Raw genomic sequence first — 15,745 nt, forward strand, 5'->3', positions numbered from 1 at the left:
AAGGCTGAGCTTATTTGCTCAGCCTTTTCTATACAGCTTTATTTGAATGAATTCCTTTGTAATAAGGAGAAGCTGTTAAAGCTTTATAAATTCGAGGCGCAATTAACGCCGCTATAATCGTAAAGATAATGTCTTTTACACCAAACCAAAGCATAACTTTCCAAGCTGTTGCGTAGCTCATTGCTGGAGCTTCTAACCAATAGTTAACGGCCATGTACATATACGTTGTTCCAATGATATAGATAATGGCAATACCTGCAAGCGAAGCGCTTATAAATACTGAAAGGTGAGGTTTCCCTTTCCATTCAATAATTTTCCCCACCACATAGGCAGCAACGATATATGATAATAAAAAGCCGCCCGTACTGCCAAATAAAACACTAGCTCCTGATTTAAACTGAGCAAATACAGGTGCTCCTGCAAGCCCCACAAGGAAGTATACAATCATGGAAATAGCCCCTAAGCGCCTTCCTAATAAAATCCCTGCTAGTATTACGAAAAATGGCTGCATAGACAGTGGAACGCCAGCTACCTGTAAGAATGGCGCCCAAGATGTAATGTTTGCACCGATAGCCATGAGAGCTGCGAACATCCCTGCTAATGTTAAATCAAGTGTACGAAAACGAGGTTTTCCACTCAAAGTAATCTTCTCCTTCATATGTAAGATAGTGAATGATATTCAAATTGTACGTGTAAATGATTATTTATGTCAACCTATTTTTTATTTAGGTTCACAAAAAAGAAAGAAGAGGAAAGCCTCTTCTTTTATCTATAGGTAATGTTACGTTAAGGGATCCACTGCCACAAAATCATTCAGGTTGTGCTCTGAAAGCTCTGAAGCATGGTCAATATAACGCAATAACGAGTACAGTTCTTCTTGAATTACTCGATAGTTTCGTTCAAAGTTGTAGGCGTGTAAAAAATGTTCGATTTTCTTTGAAAGAAAATCATCTTCAGTACGAACCATTAAAATTAACAAGTTATCCCATTGTGATCGATTCGTGTAATATAAAGCACGGTCATAATCAATTGTGTCCATTAACAGTCCTCCTTTTGAGGAGTTGAAATTAGTGTATGACATTTACGAAATTTGTTCCCCTGTAAATGTTGGTCAAAAGACCAATGTATAAATAAAGGTTAGGGAGCCAAAATGAAATTAGAATCGATTATTTTTTCTAAAAGTAAAACACTACCTTCCTAATTTCTTATAAAGAACCTGATTCAAAACACATGATTTGTGTCATTAGGACATAGATTGAATTAAGGGATATAAAGGGGGAGTTGTAGTGAAGGAAGCGGACTATAAACAACTACATCGAGCGATTGACGAAATTACTGAAATTGCAACAGGTTTTGGTTTAGATTTTTATCCAATGAGATATGAAATTTGTCCAGCTGATATTATTTATACATTCGGTGCATATGGCATGCCTACAAGGTTTTCTCACTGGAGCTTTGGAAAGCAGTTTTATAAAATGAAGCTCCACTATGACCTTGGTTTAAGCAAAATTTATGAACTGGTTATTAACTCAGATCCTTGCTATGCATTCTTACTTAACTCAAATGCACTGATTCAAAACAAGCTTATTGTAGCCCACGTTTTAGCTCATTGTGATTTCTTTAAAAATAACAGCCGTTTTGCAAACTCGAAGCGAGATATGGTTGAAAGCATGGCTGCAACTGCAGATCGTATTAAAGAATATGAAGTACAATATGGAAAGCGAGAAGTGGAGAAGTTCTTAGATGCCATTCTATCGGTTCAAGAGCATATTGACCCATCCTTAATGAGAGCAAAGCTGTCATGGAGCATGGATGATGTAGAAGAAGAACAGGAAGAGGTGTCATCACCATACGATGATTTATGGAACCTGGATTCACGTGGGAAAAAGAAGAGCCGTCAAGTAGAAACGTTTAAGAAATTTCCACCTCAACCTGAGAAGGATATTCTTTTGTTTATCGAACAATACAGCCCATATTTAGAAGAATGGCAGCGCGATATTTTAACGATGATGAGAGAAGAGATGCTGTATTTTTGGCCACAGCTTGAAACAAAAATTATGAACGAAGGCTGGGCATCCTATTGGCATCAGCGAATCATTCGTGAGATGGACTTAACAAGCGATGAGGCCATTGAGTTTGCAAAGCTAAATGCAGGTGTTGTCCAACCGTCCAGAACAAGCATCAACCCTTATTATTTAGGCTTGAAGATCTTTGAGGATATTGAAGAACGTTATGATAATCCTACTGCTGAAATGCAACGACGTGGTATTCAAAAAGGCTCAGGGCGAGAGAAAATGTTTGAAGTCAGGGAAGTTGAATCTGATATTTCATTCATTCGAAACTACCTAACAAAAGACCTTGTCATGAGAGAGGATATGTACTTATTTCAAAAACAGGGGAAAGATTATAAAATTGTGGATAAAGACTGGACAGAAGTGCGAGATCAGCTTGTTAACATGCGCGTAAATGGTGGTTTTCCATATATTACAGTCACGAATGGTGATTACTTAAAAAATGGAGAGTTATACTTAAAACATTGGTATGAAGGAATTGAACTAGATGTTAAATATCTAGAAAAAGTTGTGCCATACTTGTATCAATTGTGGGGGAGACCAGTGCATCTAGAAACCGTAATGGAAGAAAAGCCAATTGCATTTACGTACGACGGGAAAACGGTGCATCGAAAGCACTTATAATGAAAGGAGAAGCATTCGCTTCTCCTTTTAGCGTGTTTAGAGTTTAATGAGGATACGACCTTGAGCCTGTCCTTCAAGCAGTGTTGGAAGATGGTTCGGTACATCATTAAGAGAGATTTCTTTTTGAATGAAGTCTTCAAGCTGATATGGCTTAAAAGTTGTTGCTAGCAGCTTCCATGTCTCGTTTCGAAGGGACATTGGGCAATAGACAGAATCAATACCGAGTAAGTTCACACCACGTAAAATGAATGGGAAAACTGTAGTTGGGACAGCTGTTCCAGCCGTTAAGCCACTAGCTGCAACAGACCCACCGTATTGAAGTTGTGATAGCACGCTTGCGAGCGTTTCACCGCCTACGCTATCGACTGCAGCAGCCCACTTTCCTTTGGCGAGTGCTTTGACCTTTCCGTTGTAAACATCTTCTCTAGTTAAAAGAGTGGTAGCCCCAAGATTGGTTAAATAGGTGGCACTAGAAGATTTTCCAGAGCTCGCAGCAACCTCATAGCCCAGCGTTGATAAAATAGAAATCGCAAAGCTTCCCACACCACCTGTAGCGCCAGTGACTAGGACAGGACCATCTTGTGGTTTCAAGCCCGAATCAATTAGCTTCTTTACAGATAAAGCAGCCGTAAAACCAGCTGTTCCAATTATCATAGCTTCTTTTAAGGTTAATCCATCGGGAAGAGGAACAATCCAGTCGGCAGGAATACGAGCGTATTCACTATAGCCACCGTAATGAGACACTCCAATTTCATAGCTGGTTGCAATCACTTCATCACCGCTTTTAAAGCGAGGGTTATCCGAAGTAACAACCGTACCTGCTAAATCAATTCCTGGTACAAATGGATACGCTTTGACGATATTTCCATTGGGAATGCTAGCTAGGCTATCCTTATAATTGATACCTGAATAGTGAACTTTAATGAGGACATCACCTTGTGGTAAATCATCAAGTGTGAGCGTTTTGATATGAGAACGAACCTGTTCTTCTTCTTTTGTTAATACAAGAGCTTTAAAATTTTGCATGTCGTCTTGTCTCCTTTCATATCATAAATCTTATGTTTATTATAAAACACAAAAATTCAAAAGTATAATGTAATGCAGATAATGAAAAAGACTGCGGTTAAGCAGCCTTTTACTGAATCATATTTAAAAAGCGACGAGTTCGCTCTTCTTTAGGTTTTTGGAAGATCTCTTCTGGTGTTCCACGCTCCATAATAACGCCTTGGTCCATAAAGATTACTTCATCTGCCACTTCGCGAGCAAAGCGCATTTCATGTGTAACCACGACCATGGTCATACCTTCTTTTGCTAAATCTTTCATAGCTTTTAGCACATCACCTACAAGCTCAGGGTCTAAAGCAGATGTAGGCTCATCAAATAGCATGACTTTAGGATCCATAGCCATTGCACGAGCGATACCCACGCGCTGCTGTTGTCCTCCTGATAATTGAAATGGATAAAAGTTCACTTTGTCTCCTAGACCAACTTTTTGTAGTAGGGAAACAGCGCGCTCTTTTGCCTTTTGTTTTGGAACACCTTTTACAATAACAGGTCCTTCCATGACATTTTCAAGCGCTGTTTTGTGAGGAAACAAATTGTAGCTTTGAAAAACCATTCCCGTTAAGCTGCGAAAAGACGTTATCTTTTGCTTCGGTAAATTTTTCTCAAAGCTGACTTCTTGGTTATCGATGATGATTTTACCATTAGTAGGAAGTTCCAGTAAGTTTAAACAGCGAAGAAACGTTGTTTTTCCGGAACCTGAAGGACCAATTAGAACCACTACTTTACCTTGCTCTATGTTTAAATCAATTCCTCGCAATACGTGTAAATCATCAAATGATTTATGAAGGTTCGTAATGTTAATCACGCTAATAAACTCCTTTTTTAATACGGTTATCTATCTTGAGACATAACGGTCAAGCTTTGCTTCAATGCGTCCTTGAACAATGGAAAGAATGGTACACATAATCCAATATAAGAGAGCTGCTTCCGTATAAAGTAGTAAAAATTCATAGTTTGTGGCCGCAATCTCTTGTGCTCGACGAAACATTTCGGTTACTAAAATAAGAGATGCTAACGACGTATCTTTAATAAGGCTAATGAATGAATTTGATAGCGGTGGAATCGATACGCGCGCGGCTTGAGGTAAAATAATACGTTTTAAAGCTTGAGCGTATGTCATGCCGATTGAATAGCCAGCTTCCCATTGACCTTTAGGAATGGATAAGATGGCAGCACGAATAATCTCAGATGCGTATGCACCCACGTTTAATGAAAAGCCAATGATTGCAGCAATAAATGGATCAATTGTAATGTCTAGCGTTGGCAATCCATAGAAAATAATAAATAATTGCACAAGTAAAGGTGTCCCACGAATAAGTGACACGTATACGCGCGCAATTATATTAAATATTTTTATAGAAGATAAGCGACCAAGCGCTGTAAGAATAGCTAAAATAAGGCCTAATACAAATGAAATAAGCGTTAGTGGAATGGTATATTGAATAGCTCCCTCTATCATTGGATAGAGGGAGGATTGAGCGATAGAGAGTAAGCGCTCTGCACGCTCAGGGTCAGTAAAGATACTATTTAGGAGAAACATCTTCACCAAACCATTTCTCAGAAATTTTAGCGTATGTGCCGTCTTCTTGCATATCTGCTAAAGCTTTATTTACTTCTTCCACTAACTTACCGCTATCTTTGCGAAACATTAATCCACTTGCTGATGCGTCTTCTGCTTCATCCACAATTTTTACAGGTGCATTTGGACGCTGCTTTTTATAGTCTAAGAATGATAATTTATCATTAATTGTACCGTCTACACGTTTTGAAACGATTAGTTCTGCTGATTGCGTGAATCCTTCAACACCCACGAGCTCAGCTTCATATTTTTTTGCTAAATCAGCATAGTTACTTGTGAGTGATTGTGCTGATTTTTTACCTTTCATGTCTTCAAATGATTTAACATCATTATTGTCTTCACGAACAACCAGCACCGCTGCAGACTCAATGTATGGGTCAGAGAAGTCGTATTTTTCTTCACGGTCTGGGCGAATTCCAACTTGGTTAGCAATCATGTCAAAGCGCTTTGCGTCTAGACCAGCAAACATTCCATCCCACTGTGTTTCTTTAAATTCAGCTTTCACGCCAAGACGTTTTGCAACTTCTTGTGCAATTTCAACGTCAAAGCCTGTTAGCTTATTAGCGTCGTCATGGAACGTAAATGGAGGATACGTACCTTCTGTTCCAATTGTCAGAACGCCATCCTCTTTTACTTTTTCGTATAAATCTTGATCACTTTTACTTGCGTTATTTGTTTCTTTGTCATTTGAGCCACAAGCTGCTAGGACAACTGTGAACGCTAATAAAAGGAATAAAAATGCAACTGATTTTTTCATTTTTTGTTAAACCCCCAGTAATTTGATAGGAATTATATTTCTTGATAGCGTAATTGATATTAAACAAGAAGAAGTTAAAAGTCAATAAAAAAACTTCTAATAGATAGTATGGCTTTTCTCAATGGGTTTATGTACTTTGTAGACCATCAGAAAAAGGGTGAAGACTAAAAAAGGAAGAGGGGGCTTAGCACATTTAAGATGATTAGTTTAAGGGTAAAAAGGAAAGGGAATAAGTAGATAGCCGATGATACTTTAACAAACGTGACGCTCTTCTCTTATCGTTTTTGGGACAATTGTTTTATTTTGATCAGATATTCCTTACTCATACTCGAAACTTGTTATAATAGAGAGAAGAGCATTGAAATTAGGATTTGAAAAGTGGAGATAAGTTTAATGAGAAAACGTGAAGTATGGAAATATATTTTATTGATTGTAACAATTGCGGGACAAGTCATTAGTTTTATCTTTTTAATGGTCAACAGTATAGCTGCTTTGTTATTCTACGGATTTTATATTTTAACATTTGCCATCTTACTGAGCTCATTTCTGTGGGAAGAGCATAGGGAAAAAGAAAAAGAGCTCGAAGATTATTAGCTCAATACATGAGAAAAACGGTCCAGTAGGTTGTAATCACTCACAAATATGTTATACTTCTAAATGAAAAGTGAAAATATTAGAAAAAATCACTAGGGGAGCCTTTATGGCTGAGACGAAAAATTCGGACCCTTTGAACCTGATCTGGTTTGTACCAGCGTAGGGAAGTGGATGAGCCATGTTTACATAATTAATGCATGCCAAACCACTCTACGTTGTAGAGTGGTTTTTTACGTTTATGTCGAAATAAAGGTGAGGATGCTATGGTACCCAAGTTACACGCTGTGTCAACAGGGAAACAGCCTCTTGAACAGCTTTTGAAAATTATCAGAGACATTGAACCATATGTAGGAGCTATCCATATTCGAGAAAAAGAGCGAACGGCACGAGAGTTAGAAGTGCTTATTGGAGACCTGAAAAAAGAAGTTCCGGCTTCAAAGCTAATTGTTAACGATCGAGTAGATGTAGCTTTTGCTGCTCAAGTCAAAGGTGTGCATTTGGCTTATCACAGTCTAAGTGCTCAAGGAGTAAAAGCACATTTTCAGCAATTGATTGTTGGTAAATCTGTACACAGCGTTAAAGAAGCAAAGGAAGCTGAACAATCAGGCGTCGACTATGTCATTTATGGTCATATCTATCCATCGCAATCAAAACTGGGTCAAACACCTCGGGGACTTGAACAGCTGAAACAAGTCGTTGATTCAGTGCAGATACCGGTAATTGCAATCGGGGGAGTTATGCCTTGCAATGTAAGAGAGGTATTGAGTACAGGGGCACATGGCGTCGCTGTCATGGCTGGTGTATTTAAAGATGAAAACCCGTTACAAGCGGCAAAGGAATACGGTGAACAACTACGAAAGTGGAGTGATACATATGGAGGCACATTATGATGCGCTCGTTATTGGTGGTGGAGTCATTGGAGCTTCAACCGCGTATCAGCTTTCTAAAATGGGGTATAAGGTAGCCATTTTGGAAAAAAATCAGATTGGTTGTGAAGCATCGGGAGCAGCTGCTGGAATATTAGGAGCACAAGCTGAAATTGATGAAGAAGGGCCTCTTTTGGAACTAGCCATTCGAAGTAGAGCACTTTTTCCGAATCTGGTAGCTGAATTAAAAGAAAAAACAAATATTGATGTTGAGCTCATTCAAAAAGGCTTGTTAAAAGTAGCAACAACTGAAGCTGAAGCAAACGTGCTACAAGACAAAGCGGAGCGCCACAGACGGTGGGATTCAGACGTTAGGTGGTTATCTCCTGACGCAGCAAGTGAAGCTGAACCGCTCTTAACCCCTGATACATACGGGGCGATTAGCATCCCAAAAGATGGACAGCTGATGCCAGCTAAGCTAACTCATGCTTTGGCACACGGAGCTTTATACCATCAAGCGGCAATTTATGAGAACTGTCATGTCCATCACTTTATATACGATAACAAAAAGGTAGTTGGCGTTCGGACATCAGCGGGCAACTTTTACAGCGACCAAGTGATGGTAAGTGCAGGTGCTTGGACAAAAGAGCTGGTGGCCGCTATTCATCCAAAGCATCTGTTTCCTATTAAAGGTGAGTGTATATCTCTCACGACGAATCAGCCAAGCATTCAAAAGACTATTTTTTTAGATGAAGGATTTTATATTGTTCCAAAAGCAGGAGGAAGAGTAGTGATTGGAGCTACAAAGCGCGCCCATGATTACACGAAGCACGTATCTGCAGAAGCTATTGAATTTCTAATTAGCAAAGCGATTTCTCTCGTTCCATCACTTGCAAATGCATCGTTTGAAAAAGCATGGGCAGGACTTCGTCCGCAAACCGTAGATGGGTGGCCGTATTTAGGACAGCACCCTGAGCTAGATAATGTTTACTTAGCTTGTGGGCACTACCGAAACGGTATTTTACTAAGTGCGATTACAGGGAAAATTATGGCGGAACAAATGATGGGTGAACATCCAAAACATTCCTTTTTTACGGCTTTTCGCTTACAAAGAGAAATGGAGGGAACGTATTGAACTTAATAATTAATGGGAAAAGCGTTGATATAGATTCCTCAATTCAGACGGTTTCTCAACTATTGGAATCAAGAGATTTACACGAGAAAGTGGTTATTGTCGAGTTAAATAAAAAAATTTTACAAAAGCAAGATCATGAAAAAGCGTTGCTATCAGAAGGCGATTTATTAGAGATTGTTTCATTTGTAGGAGGAGGATGAAAGTTATGTTGAAAATAGGAAAATATGAATTTGCATCTCGTTTGCTTTTAGGTACAGGGAAGTTTCCAGATTACACAACGCAGCGTCAAGCAGTGGAAGAATCAGAAACAGAAATTTTAACATTTGCAGTGAGAAGAATGGATATTTTTGATCAGTCTCAGCCTAACTTACTTGAAGCTCTTGATGTTAAAAGATTTACGCTCTTACCAAATACAGCTGGAGCCAAAAATGCTGAAGAAGCTGTTCGGATTGCAAAGTTGGCAAAAGCATCTGGGCTGTGTGATATGGTCAAGGTTGAAGTAATTGGCTGTGATAAAACGCTATTGCCAGACCCAATTGAAACATTAAAAGCAAGTGAAGAATTGCTAAAAGAAGGATTTACAGTGTTAACGTATACGTCTGATGATGTTGTACTTGCTAGAAGACTCGAGGAATTAGGCGTTCATGCTATTATGCCTGGAGCTTCTCCAATTGGATCAGGACAAGGAATTATTAACCCGCTGAACCTGCAGTTTATTATTGAGCAATCTAATGTGCCTGTGATTGTAGATGCGGGTATCGGTACAGCTTCTGATGCTGCCAAAGCAATGGAGTTAGGTGCAGATGGTGTTCTACTAAACACGGCTGTATCAGGTGCAAAAGATCCTGTAAAAATGGCTCGCGCGATGAAGCTTGCAATCGAAGCGGGGCGTGATGCTTACTTAGCTGGTCGCATTCCATTTAAAGAATATGCGGTAGCCAGTAGCCCAACAGAAGGGATGAGCATCGGGTGACAGCGCGCTATTCACGTCAAGAGCTCTTTTCTCCAATAGGTAAAGAAGGACAGAAAAAGTTATCACAAAAGCATGTCTTATTAATTGGAGCAGGTGCGTTAGGGACAGGAAATGCGGAAGCGCTTGTTCGAGCCGGAGTTGGAAAGTTAACAATAATTGACCGAGATTATGTGGAGTGGAGTAATTTGCAGCGTCAGCAGCTTTATAGCGAGAGGGATGCAGCTAATCGTATTCCAAAAGCAGTAGCTGCTTCGGAAAGGCTCGTCGAAATTAACGGAGATGTTGATATTGAAGCGCACGTAGCGGACGGGACTCCTCAATTTATTGAACAGCTGTTGGTAAACGTGGATTTAATAATCGATGCTACGGATAACTTTGATACACGGCTTGTGATAAATGACTTATCACAAAAACACCGAATTCCCTGGATTTATGGAGCATGTGTGGGGAGCTATGGAATTAGCTATACGATTGTTCCTAGAGAAACCCCATGCTTAGCATGTTTGCTGGAATCAGTACCTTTAGGTGGAGTTACGTGCGATACGGTAGGGATTATTAGCCCTGCTGTCCAAATGGTTGTTTCACATCAAGTCACGGAGGCACTAAAGATTCTTGTAGAAGATCATGAGGCGCTACGGTCACAGCTAGTATCATTTGACGTTTGGAGAAATGAATACCGTACCATAAATGTTCATGCTCTAAAATCGGATGAATGTTCATCGTGTGGTCAACAGCCAGTTTTTCCTGCGCTTCAATTTGAAAATCAGTTAAAAACAGCGGTACTATGCGGACGTGATACTGTACAAATTCGCCCTGCAAAGGCAACAAAAGCACCTAACATAGTGGAGTTAGAACAGCATTTAAAAGGTAAAGGGTACCGAGTGGACCGAAATCCGTATCTTTTGTCCGTAGCAATTGATGATTATCGCCTTGTTGTGTTTCAAGATGGAAGAATCTTTGTACACGGCACAAAAGATACAGTAGAAGCAAAGAATCTTTATCACCGTTATATCGGGTAAATGACGAAAGGAAGATTTTTATGAGTGTAGCAAAAGCATTGACAATCGCTGGCTCTGATAGCGGAGGAGGAGCCGGAATTCAAGCAGACTTAAAAACATTTCAAGAGCGTAAGGTATTTGGAATGTCCGCTATCACAGCAGTAACGGCTCAAAACACTTTAGGTGTTCAAGGTGTGTATCCGTTAACTGAAGAAGCAATTGCCACGCAAATTGATTCAGTTGTTACTGATTTGCGTCCGGATGCTATTAAGACTGGCATGCTTTTTAGCTCTGATATTATTCGTATTGTTGCGGATAAGCTACGTAAGTATGAACTGAAAAATGTAGTAGTGGATCCGGTTATGATTGCAAAAGGGGGACAATCACTACTTCAGCAAGAAGCTATTGCTGCGCTAAATGATGTACTGTTACCATTATCTGAAGTCGTGACGCCTAATATTCCTGAAGCAGAAATTATGACGGGATATGAAATTACAACAATGGAACAGCGCAAAGAAGCAGCCAAAAGTCTTCATAGCCTTGGAGTGAAAAATGTGGTGATAAAAGGGGGACATGACAAATCACAAGAGGAGATGGTTGACTTAGTGTACGACGGTCAGTTCTTTCATGAAATTGTTCATAAGCGTGTAGATACGAAGCATACGCACGGAACAGGTTGTACGTTTGCTGCTTGTATAGCAGCCGAGTTAGCTAAAGGGGCAACTCTTCTAGAATCCGTTCAGCTTGCTTCAGATTTTGTTCATGCTGCGATTAAGGACACGTTACAAATTGGAAGCGGGCATGGACCTACAAACCATTGGGCTTATCGCAAGCTTACGTAAAACAACATGACAGCAAAAAGCAGCATCTCTACTTTTGAGATGCTGTTTACTATTCACTCAGACCCACTCGGCAACGGATAAATTGAGGATCTAACAGTTCTTTATAAATAAAATGAGCGGTGTCACCTGTGGATATTTTTTTTCCATCTAAGGGAAGGACGTTTTTTTCAACGCGGTAGCGCTCTGTAATATGTCCATCAGGTAAGTAAGTAGGGCATACAATCGTCCAAAGAAGGTTACTCTCTTTCAAAGTCAGAAACCCTTTTAGGTGATCTTCAGCAGCTCTTGTAAGCTTACGCTTTGATTCACTAGACTGAAATCTGTATAGTGAAGGTTCCGTTCGTGCTTGTAAAATCCCTGCTGTGCCGACAGTAATAATTCGTTCAATACCTTGATTATTCATTGCTTTCACAATAACAGGCATGCTTTCTGAAATAACGTTAGCTCCGTCTGTACCAAGTGTACTAATGACAACGTCTTGCCCGTGAAATAAGCAATCCAGCACTTTTTCTTCACGAGCGTCTCCTTCAATGACTGTGAGGTTAGCATGTGAAATAGATAGGCGCTGTATGTTCCGAACCAAAGCTTTTACTTTGTGATTGTTTTCCAATAATAGTTCAAGAAGCTGTTGGCCAACGCGCCCTGTTGTGCCTAATAAAGCAATGTTCATATCTCATCTCTCCTTTATGTAAATATACGAAGGGCATGAATCTTTCTTTCATAGAATATAATAAAGTAGTTTCTAGAAATAACCAAATGAAAAATGGTTTGTAATAGCAGTTGACATTCATTTTCAAATAAGAAGGTTTCTGATATGATATATTTGTACTATTTTGCACTAAAGGGTAAACGCAATTATGTAGTATAAAATTTTATTATTTTTTTAGGAGAGTGAATGACCTTTGGTAGACCTACCCCTGAGTCAAATTATTTTGTTGGCAGTTCTTATCTTATTATCAGCTTTCTTTTCATCTGCTGAGACAGCTTTTTCGAGCGTAAATAAAATACGTCTGAAAAACTATGCTGATGAAAAAAGACGAGGAAGCAAAAAAGCGCTGTTGATTACTGAAAACTTTGACCAAGCGTTATCCACCATTTTAATTGGAAACAACATTGTAAATATTGCTGCATCGTCTATTTCGGCGAAAGTAGCAATTGATTTATTCGGCGGTAATTCAGCGCTTGTCATCAGTACAGTAGTTATGACCATTTTAATTTTAATCTTTGGTGAAGTATTACCTAAATCATTAGCAAAAGAGCATGCGGAAAGCTTCACATTGATGATATCCGGTATTTTATACTTTTTAATCAAAGTACTAACACCAATCTCTTATCTCTTTGTTTTGCTGAAGTCTGGTGTGTCAAAGCTATTTACAGGTAAAGAATATAGCCCTTCGGTTACTGAAGAAGAAATTAAAGTAATGGTTGATTTAAGTGAAGAAGAAGGCGTTATTGATAATCAAGAAAAAGAGCTTGTTCATCGTTCGTTAGAGTTTAATGAAATTGTTGTTGGACAAATTCTTAAACCAAGAATCGATATGGTAGCGATAGAGGTCAATCAGCCGATTGATGAAATAAAAGAAATCTTTTTAGAAGAACGATATTCGCGAATTCCAGTTTATGAGGACAATATTGACAATATTATTGGGATTTTATCAGAGCGCGATTTTTTAACATACTTAGTTCAAGAAAAAGAAGTAAATCTTCGTGAATTAGTACGTGAGCCAATGTTTGTAGTCGAATCAATGAAGATTTCTGTTTTACTACCTGAATTGCAGAAGAACAAAGTACATATGGCAATCGTTGTAGATGAATTTGGTGGCACTTCCGGTCTAGTGACGCTTGAAGATATTTTAGAAGAAATAGTAGGCGAAATTTGGGATGAACATGATGAAGCTGTTCGCTATGTTGATCAAATTAGTGAAACAGAATTTGAATTTAATACAGAAATTCCGCTTGATGATTTCTTAAAGTATGTTGAGGTACCGGCACCAGAAAGTTCTTACCATACGCTTGGCGGCTGGATTTTCGAACAATTTGAACGAGTTCCTGTTGCAGGAGATTTCTTTAGTTATGAAGGCGTAACGTTTACAATTAAAGAGGTTGAAAATCGTCGGATTCGTAAAGTCAACGTTCAAATTCAGTCAATGTTAAACAACGAAAGCGAAATGGAAGTAGCAGACTAAAGACGGTATCTTACTGTCGTGAAAATAAAGAGCACCTCAACAGCTGTTGAGGTGCTATAGCCATGTTATAAAATTGTGTAAATATTAGTACTTGCCGCCACCTAATTGTTGCTCAGCTAATTGTACTAAGCGCTTAGTGATTTCGCCACCAACAGATCCGTTTGCACGAGCTGTTGTGTCTGGCCCTAAGTTTACGCCAAATTCACTTGCGATTTCGAATTTCATTTGATCGATAGCAGCTTGAGCTCCAGGTGCTACTAACTTGTTTGATGAATTGCTGTTTGATGCTTTTTGGTAGTTTGCCATGTTTATTCATCTCCTCGTTAGATAAAATAATAGTAGTATGGTTGAGCTAGCTGGAATTGAACCAGCGTGGATAAGTTTAGCAAGAAACTTATCTGCCTACCTTGGCGTAGCCCAGTAGTAGATGTTTGCTTTGTTGTTACTAGTAGTATGATAAAGCATTCAAAAGTTTATACACCAGAAAATATTAGTAATTATTGGTAAATTAAAGGAAAATCAGTAGAGTAGAAATAATGGAGTTGCACATATTATGTATATCTTATCGAAGTGAAGAAGGGGTAAGGAAATGATGCATATATGTGAGCTTTGCAATGGGCTGTCCGCTTTATCTGAATATTGTAAGGTATGTGGCTATGAGTTAAGCGATATGGGAAAGGTTAGCGACTATTTCGATGATTACAGCGCGTATATGGAAATTGATGAATTAAAGCTTGAAAATGGCATTTCAAATGATTACGTGCAGCATATGTGCACACATTTTTTCTATTGTCAGAGATGTCAGCACGAAGAGATTAAGTTCATTAAAGAATAAAAAAGAGAAGAGTTTTTCCTCTTCTCTTTTTTATTCTTATTCTTTTTCTGCACGAATGCGGCTTTCTGTTTCCGCGTCAAAGAAGTGAGCTTTATTTAAGTCTAATGCTAAAGTAAGCTTTTGCTGGGCTTTTACTTCAGAACGAGCGTCTACGCGAGCGACGAAGTCTTGTTCGCCAATTTTAGCATAAACCATTGTTTCAGCTCCCATTAGCTCCGACACATCAACATTAACGGTTACTTTTGTGCCAGCTGAAGCTTCAATGAAGACAGGCTCGTCATGGAAATCTTCAGGACGAATACCTAGGATAACTTCTTTATTTACATAACCTTGGTCACGTAATACTTTCATTTTTCCTTCTGGAACTGCCAGAACAGAATCGCCTACCGTAATTTTACCATCTGATAAGTTTCCTTTTAGGAAGTTCATTGCAGGTGAACCAATAAATCCGCCTACGAATACGTTTTCTGGCTTTTCATATACCTCTTTAGGCGTTCCGACCTGTTGGATAATACCGTCTTTCATAACAACTAAGCGACTAGCCATTGTCATTGCTTCCGTTTGATCATGCGTAACGTAAATTGTTGTTGTACCTAAGCGTTGGTGCAACTTAGCAATTTCAGAGCGCATTTGCACGCGAAGTTTTGCATCTAAGTTTGATAGCGGCTCATCCATTAAAAATACTTTTGCATCACGAACGATTGCACGTCCTAATGCTACACGCTGACGCTGACCTCCTGATAAAGCTTTTGGCTTACGATCTAGGTATTGTTCTAACCCAAGAATGCGCGCAGCATCTTTTACACGACGGTCAATTTCATCTTTTGGAAGTTTACGAAGCTTTAATCCAAACGCCATGTTGTCATATACAGTCATATGAGGATATAATGCGTAGTTTTGGAATACCATCGCAATATCGCGGTCTTTTGGAGCAACGTCGTTCACGCGCTTATCATCAATATAGAAATCACCTTGTGAAATTTCTTCTAAACCTGCTACCATACGTAGAGTTGTTGATTTACCGCAGCCAGATGGCCCAACAAATACGATAAACTCTTTGTCTTCAATATGAAGATTAAAATCTTTTACAGCCGTTACGTTTTTATCATAAATTTTATAAATATGCTCTAATTTTAATTCAGCCATTTCTCATTCTCCCCCTTGAATATGTACCCTTGTTATTATGAAACCGCTTTCTGTATGAATAGTGTACGATGAA

General features: G+C 39.0%; 19 protein-coding genes, 1 tRNA gene and 1 riboswitch. Of the genes, 10 read left to right on the forward strand and 10 right to left on the reverse strand.

Annotated elements, in window-relative coordinates; translation table 11 throughout:
- Window positions 1–28: 28 nt before the first annotated feature.
- Both LZP85_RS01605 and LZP85_RS01610 read right to left on the reverse strand, forming a co-directional pair.
- Complete coding sequence (locus tag LZP85_RS01605) at window positions 29–592, reverse strand: biotin transporter BioY (protein ID WP_234562222.1); 564 nt, start codon at window positions 590–592, stop codon at window positions 29–31.
- Window positions 593–781: 189 nt separating this feature from the next.
- Window positions 782–1,039 carry a YhdB family protein gene (locus tag LZP85_RS01610; protein WP_078990274.1) on the reverse strand — a complete coding sequence of 86 codons (258 nt, stop codon included), beginning with the start codon at window positions 1,037–1,039 and terminating at the stop codon, window positions 782–784.
- Window positions 1,040–1,286: 247 nt separating this feature from the next.
- Here LZP85_RS01610 and LZP85_RS01615 point away from each other — a divergent pair, with 247 nt between their 5' ends.
- Complete coding sequence (locus LZP85_RS01615) at window positions 1,287–2,696, forward strand: SpoVR family protein (RefSeq protein ID WP_119544112.1); 1,410 nt, start codon at window positions 1,287–1,289, stop codon at window positions 2,694–2,696.
- Window positions 2,697–2,732: 36 nt separating this feature from the next.
- On the opposite strand, the gene LZP85_RS01620 is transcribed toward LZP85_RS01615, so the two are convergent.
- The 4 genes from LZP85_RS01620 to LZP85_RS01635 form a co-directional block, all read right to left on the reverse strand.
- Window positions 2,733–3,722 (reverse strand): acrylyl-CoA reductase family protein, encoded by a 990-nt coding sequence (locus LZP85_RS01620; protein WP_119544113.1) that lies wholly within the window; start codon window positions 3,720–3,722, stop codon window positions 2,733–2,735.
- A gap of 109 nt (window positions 3,723–3,831) precedes the next feature.
- Entirely contained in the window at window positions 3,832–4,566 is a 735-nt protein-coding gene (locus LZP85_RS01625) for an amino acid ABC transporter ATP-binding protein (protein ID WP_025907822.1), read from the reverse strand.
- 30 nt (window positions 4,567–4,596) lie between these two features.
- Window positions 4,597–5,301 carry an amino acid ABC transporter permease gene (locus LZP85_RS01630; protein WP_119544115.1) on the reverse strand — a complete coding sequence of 235 codons (705 nt, stop codon included), beginning with the start codon at window positions 5,299–5,301 and terminating at the stop codon, window positions 4,597–4,599.
- A complete protein-coding gene (locus LZP85_RS01635; RefSeq protein WP_061784697.1) occupies window positions 5,285–6,097 on the reverse strand; it encodes an amino acid ABC transporter substrate-binding protein in 813 nt (270 codons plus the stop codon). The genes LZP85_RS01630 and LZP85_RS01635 overlap by 17 nt, the downstream gene beginning before the upstream one ends.
- 393 nt (window positions 6,098–6,490) lie before the next feature.
- Between LZP85_RS01635 and LZP85_RS01640 the strand changes: the two genes are divergently transcribed.
- From LZP85_RS01640 to thiD, 7 genes are all read left to right on the forward strand, one after another.
- Window positions 6,491–6,691, forward strand: a complete 201-nt coding sequence (locus LZP85_RS01640; protein ID WP_035319942.1) for a hypothetical protein — start codon at window positions 6,491–6,493, stop codon at window positions 6,689–6,691.
- Between the two features lie 84 nt (window positions 6,692–6,775).
- A riboswitch (TPP riboswitch) is annotated at window positions 6,776–6,874 on the forward strand.
- A gap of 80 nt (window positions 6,875–6,954) precedes the next feature.
- Window positions 6,955–7,581 (forward strand): thiazole tautomerase TenI, encoded by a 627-nt coding sequence (tenI, locus tag LZP85_RS01645; protein WP_025907819.1) that lies wholly within the window; start codon window positions 6,955–6,957, stop codon window positions 7,579–7,581.
- Window positions 7,565–8,692 carry a glycine oxidase ThiO gene (gene thiO / locus LZP85_RS01650; protein WP_025907818.1) on the forward strand — a complete coding sequence of 376 codons (1,128 nt, stop codon included), beginning with the start codon at window positions 7,565–7,567 and terminating at the stop codon, window positions 8,690–8,692. The genes tenI and thiO overlap by 17 nt, the downstream gene beginning before the upstream one ends.
- Complete coding sequence (gene thiS, locus LZP85_RS01655; RefSeq protein WP_025907817.1) at window positions 8,689–8,892, forward strand: sulfur carrier protein ThiS; 204 nt, start codon at window positions 8,689–8,691, stop codon at window positions 8,890–8,892. The genes thiO and thiS overlap by 4 nt, the downstream gene beginning before the upstream one ends.
- A gap of 5 nt (window positions 8,893–8,897) precedes the next feature.
- Window positions 8,898–9,665 (forward strand): thiazole synthase, encoded by a 768-nt coding sequence (locus LZP85_RS01660; protein ID WP_025907816.1) that lies wholly within the window; start codon window positions 8,898–8,900, stop codon window positions 9,663–9,665.
- A complete protein-coding gene (locus LZP85_RS01665; protein ID WP_119544119.1) occupies window positions 9,662–10,684 on the forward strand; it encodes a thiazole biosynthesis adenylyltransferase ThiF in 1,023 nt (340 codons plus the stop codon). Before LZP85_RS01660 ends, LZP85_RS01665 begins: the two co-directional genes overlap by 4 nt.
- Window positions 10,685–10,704: 20 nt before the next feature.
- Window positions 10,705–11,505, forward strand: a complete 801-nt coding sequence (thiD, locus tag LZP85_RS01670) for a bifunctional hydroxymethylpyrimidine kinase/phosphomethylpyrimidine kinase (protein WP_078990269.1) — start codon at window positions 10,705–10,707, stop codon at window positions 11,503–11,505.
- A 49-nt stretch (window positions 11,506–11,554) separates the two neighbouring features.
- Here thiD and LZP85_RS01675 read toward each other — a convergent pair whose 3' ends face one another.
- Window positions 11,555–12,175: an NAD(P)-dependent oxidoreductase gene (locus tag LZP85_RS01675; RefSeq protein WP_119544120.1), complete on the reverse strand. Its 621-nt coding sequence runs from the start codon at window positions 12,173–12,175 to the stop codon at window positions 11,555–11,557.
- Between the two features lie 232 nt (window positions 12,176–12,407).
- Here LZP85_RS01675 and LZP85_RS01680 point away from each other — a divergent pair, with 232 nt between their 5' ends.
- Window positions 12,408–13,691 carry a hemolysin family protein gene (locus LZP85_RS01680; RefSeq protein ID WP_025907812.1) on the forward strand — a complete coding sequence of 428 codons (1,284 nt, stop codon included), beginning with the start codon at window positions 12,408–12,410 and terminating at the stop codon, window positions 13,689–13,691.
- Between the two features lie 84 nt (window positions 13,692–13,775).
- Here LZP85_RS01680 and LZP85_RS01685 read toward each other — a convergent pair whose 3' ends face one another.
- Together LZP85_RS01685 and LZP85_RS01690 are read right to left on the reverse strand one after the other, a co-directional pair.
- A complete protein-coding gene (locus LZP85_RS01685; RefSeq protein WP_025907811.1) occupies window positions 13,776–13,997 on the reverse strand; it encodes an alpha/beta-type small acid-soluble spore protein in 222 nt (73 codons plus the stop codon).
- A 38-nt stretch (window positions 13,998–14,035) separates the two neighbouring features.
- Window positions 14,036–14,111: transfer RNA gene (locus tag LZP85_RS01690), tRNA-OTHER, on the reverse strand.
- Between the two features lie 169 nt (window positions 14,112–14,280).
- Between LZP85_RS01690 and LZP85_RS01695 the strand changes: the two genes are divergently transcribed.
- Window positions 14,281–14,526, forward strand: a complete 246-nt coding sequence (locus LZP85_RS01695) for a hypothetical protein (RefSeq protein ID WP_374955980.1) — start codon at window positions 14,281–14,283, stop codon at window positions 14,524–14,526.
- 36 nt (window positions 14,527–14,562) lie between these two features.
- On the opposite strand, the gene LZP85_RS01700 is transcribed toward LZP85_RS01695, so the two are convergent.
- Window positions 14,563–15,672: an ABC transporter ATP-binding protein gene (locus LZP85_RS01700; protein ID WP_025907809.1), complete on the reverse strand. Its 1,110-nt coding sequence runs from the start codon at window positions 15,670–15,672 to the stop codon at window positions 14,563–14,565.
- Window positions 15,673–15,745 lie beyond the last annotated feature (73 nt).

It is taken from the genome of Priestia flexa, from assembly GCF_021441905.1.
Taxonomy (GTDB): Bacteria; Bacillota; Bacilli; order Bacillales; family Bacillaceae_H; genus Priestia; species Priestia flexa.

Coding starts and splice junctions, on each gene's coding strand:
- LZP85_RS01700 (WP_025907809.1), bottom strand. CDS start 15,672: ATGGCTGAATTAAAATTAGAGCATATTTATAAAATTTATGATAAAAAC.
- LZP85_RS01660 (WP_025907816.1), top strand. CDS start 8,898: ATGTTGAAAATAGGAAAATATGAATTTGCATCTCGTTTGCTTTTAGGT.
- LZP85_RS01630 (WP_119544115.1), bottom strand. CDS start 5,301: ATGTTTCTCCTAAATAGTATCTTTACTGACCCTGAGCGTGCAGAGCGC.
- LZP85_RS01695 (WP_374955980.1), top strand. CDS start 14,281: ATGATGCATATATGTGAGCTTTGCAATGGGCTGTCCGCTTTATCTGAA.
- tenI (WP_025907819.1), top strand. CDS start 6,955: ATGGTACCCAAGTTACACGCTGTGTCAACAGGGAAACAGCCTCTTGAA.
- LZP85_RS01685 (WP_025907811.1), bottom strand. CDS start 13,997: ATGGCAAACTACCAAAAAGCATCAAACAGCAATTCATCAAACAAGTTA.
- LZP85_RS01640 (WP_035319942.1), top strand. CDS start 6,491: ATGAGAAAACGTGAAGTATGGAAATATATTTTATTGATTGTAACAATT.
- LZP85_RS01605 (WP_234562222.1), bottom strand. CDS start 592: ATGTTCGCAGCTCTCATGGCTATCGGTGCAAACATTACATCTTGGGCG.
- thiO (WP_025907818.1), top strand. CDS start 7,565: ATGGAGGCACATTATGATGCGCTCGTTATTGGTGGTGGAGTCATTGGA.
- LZP85_RS01620 (WP_119544113.1), bottom strand. CDS start 3,722: ATGCAAAATTTTAAAGCTCTTGTATTAACAAAAGAAGAAGAACAGGTT.
- LZP85_RS01675 (WP_119544120.1), bottom strand. CDS start 12,175: ATGAACATTGCTTTATTAGGCACAACAGGGCGCGTTGGCCAACAGCTT.
- LZP85_RS01610 (WP_078990274.1), bottom strand. CDS start 1,039: ATGGACACAATTGATTATGACCGTGCTTTATATTACACGAATCGATCA.
- LZP85_RS01635 (WP_061784697.1), bottom strand. CDS start 6,097: ATGAAAAAATCAGTTGCATTTTTATTCCTTTTATTAGCGTTCACAGTT.
- thiD (WP_078990269.1), top strand. CDS start 10,705: ATGAGTGTAGCAAAAGCATTGACAATCGCTGGCTCTGATAGCGGAGGA.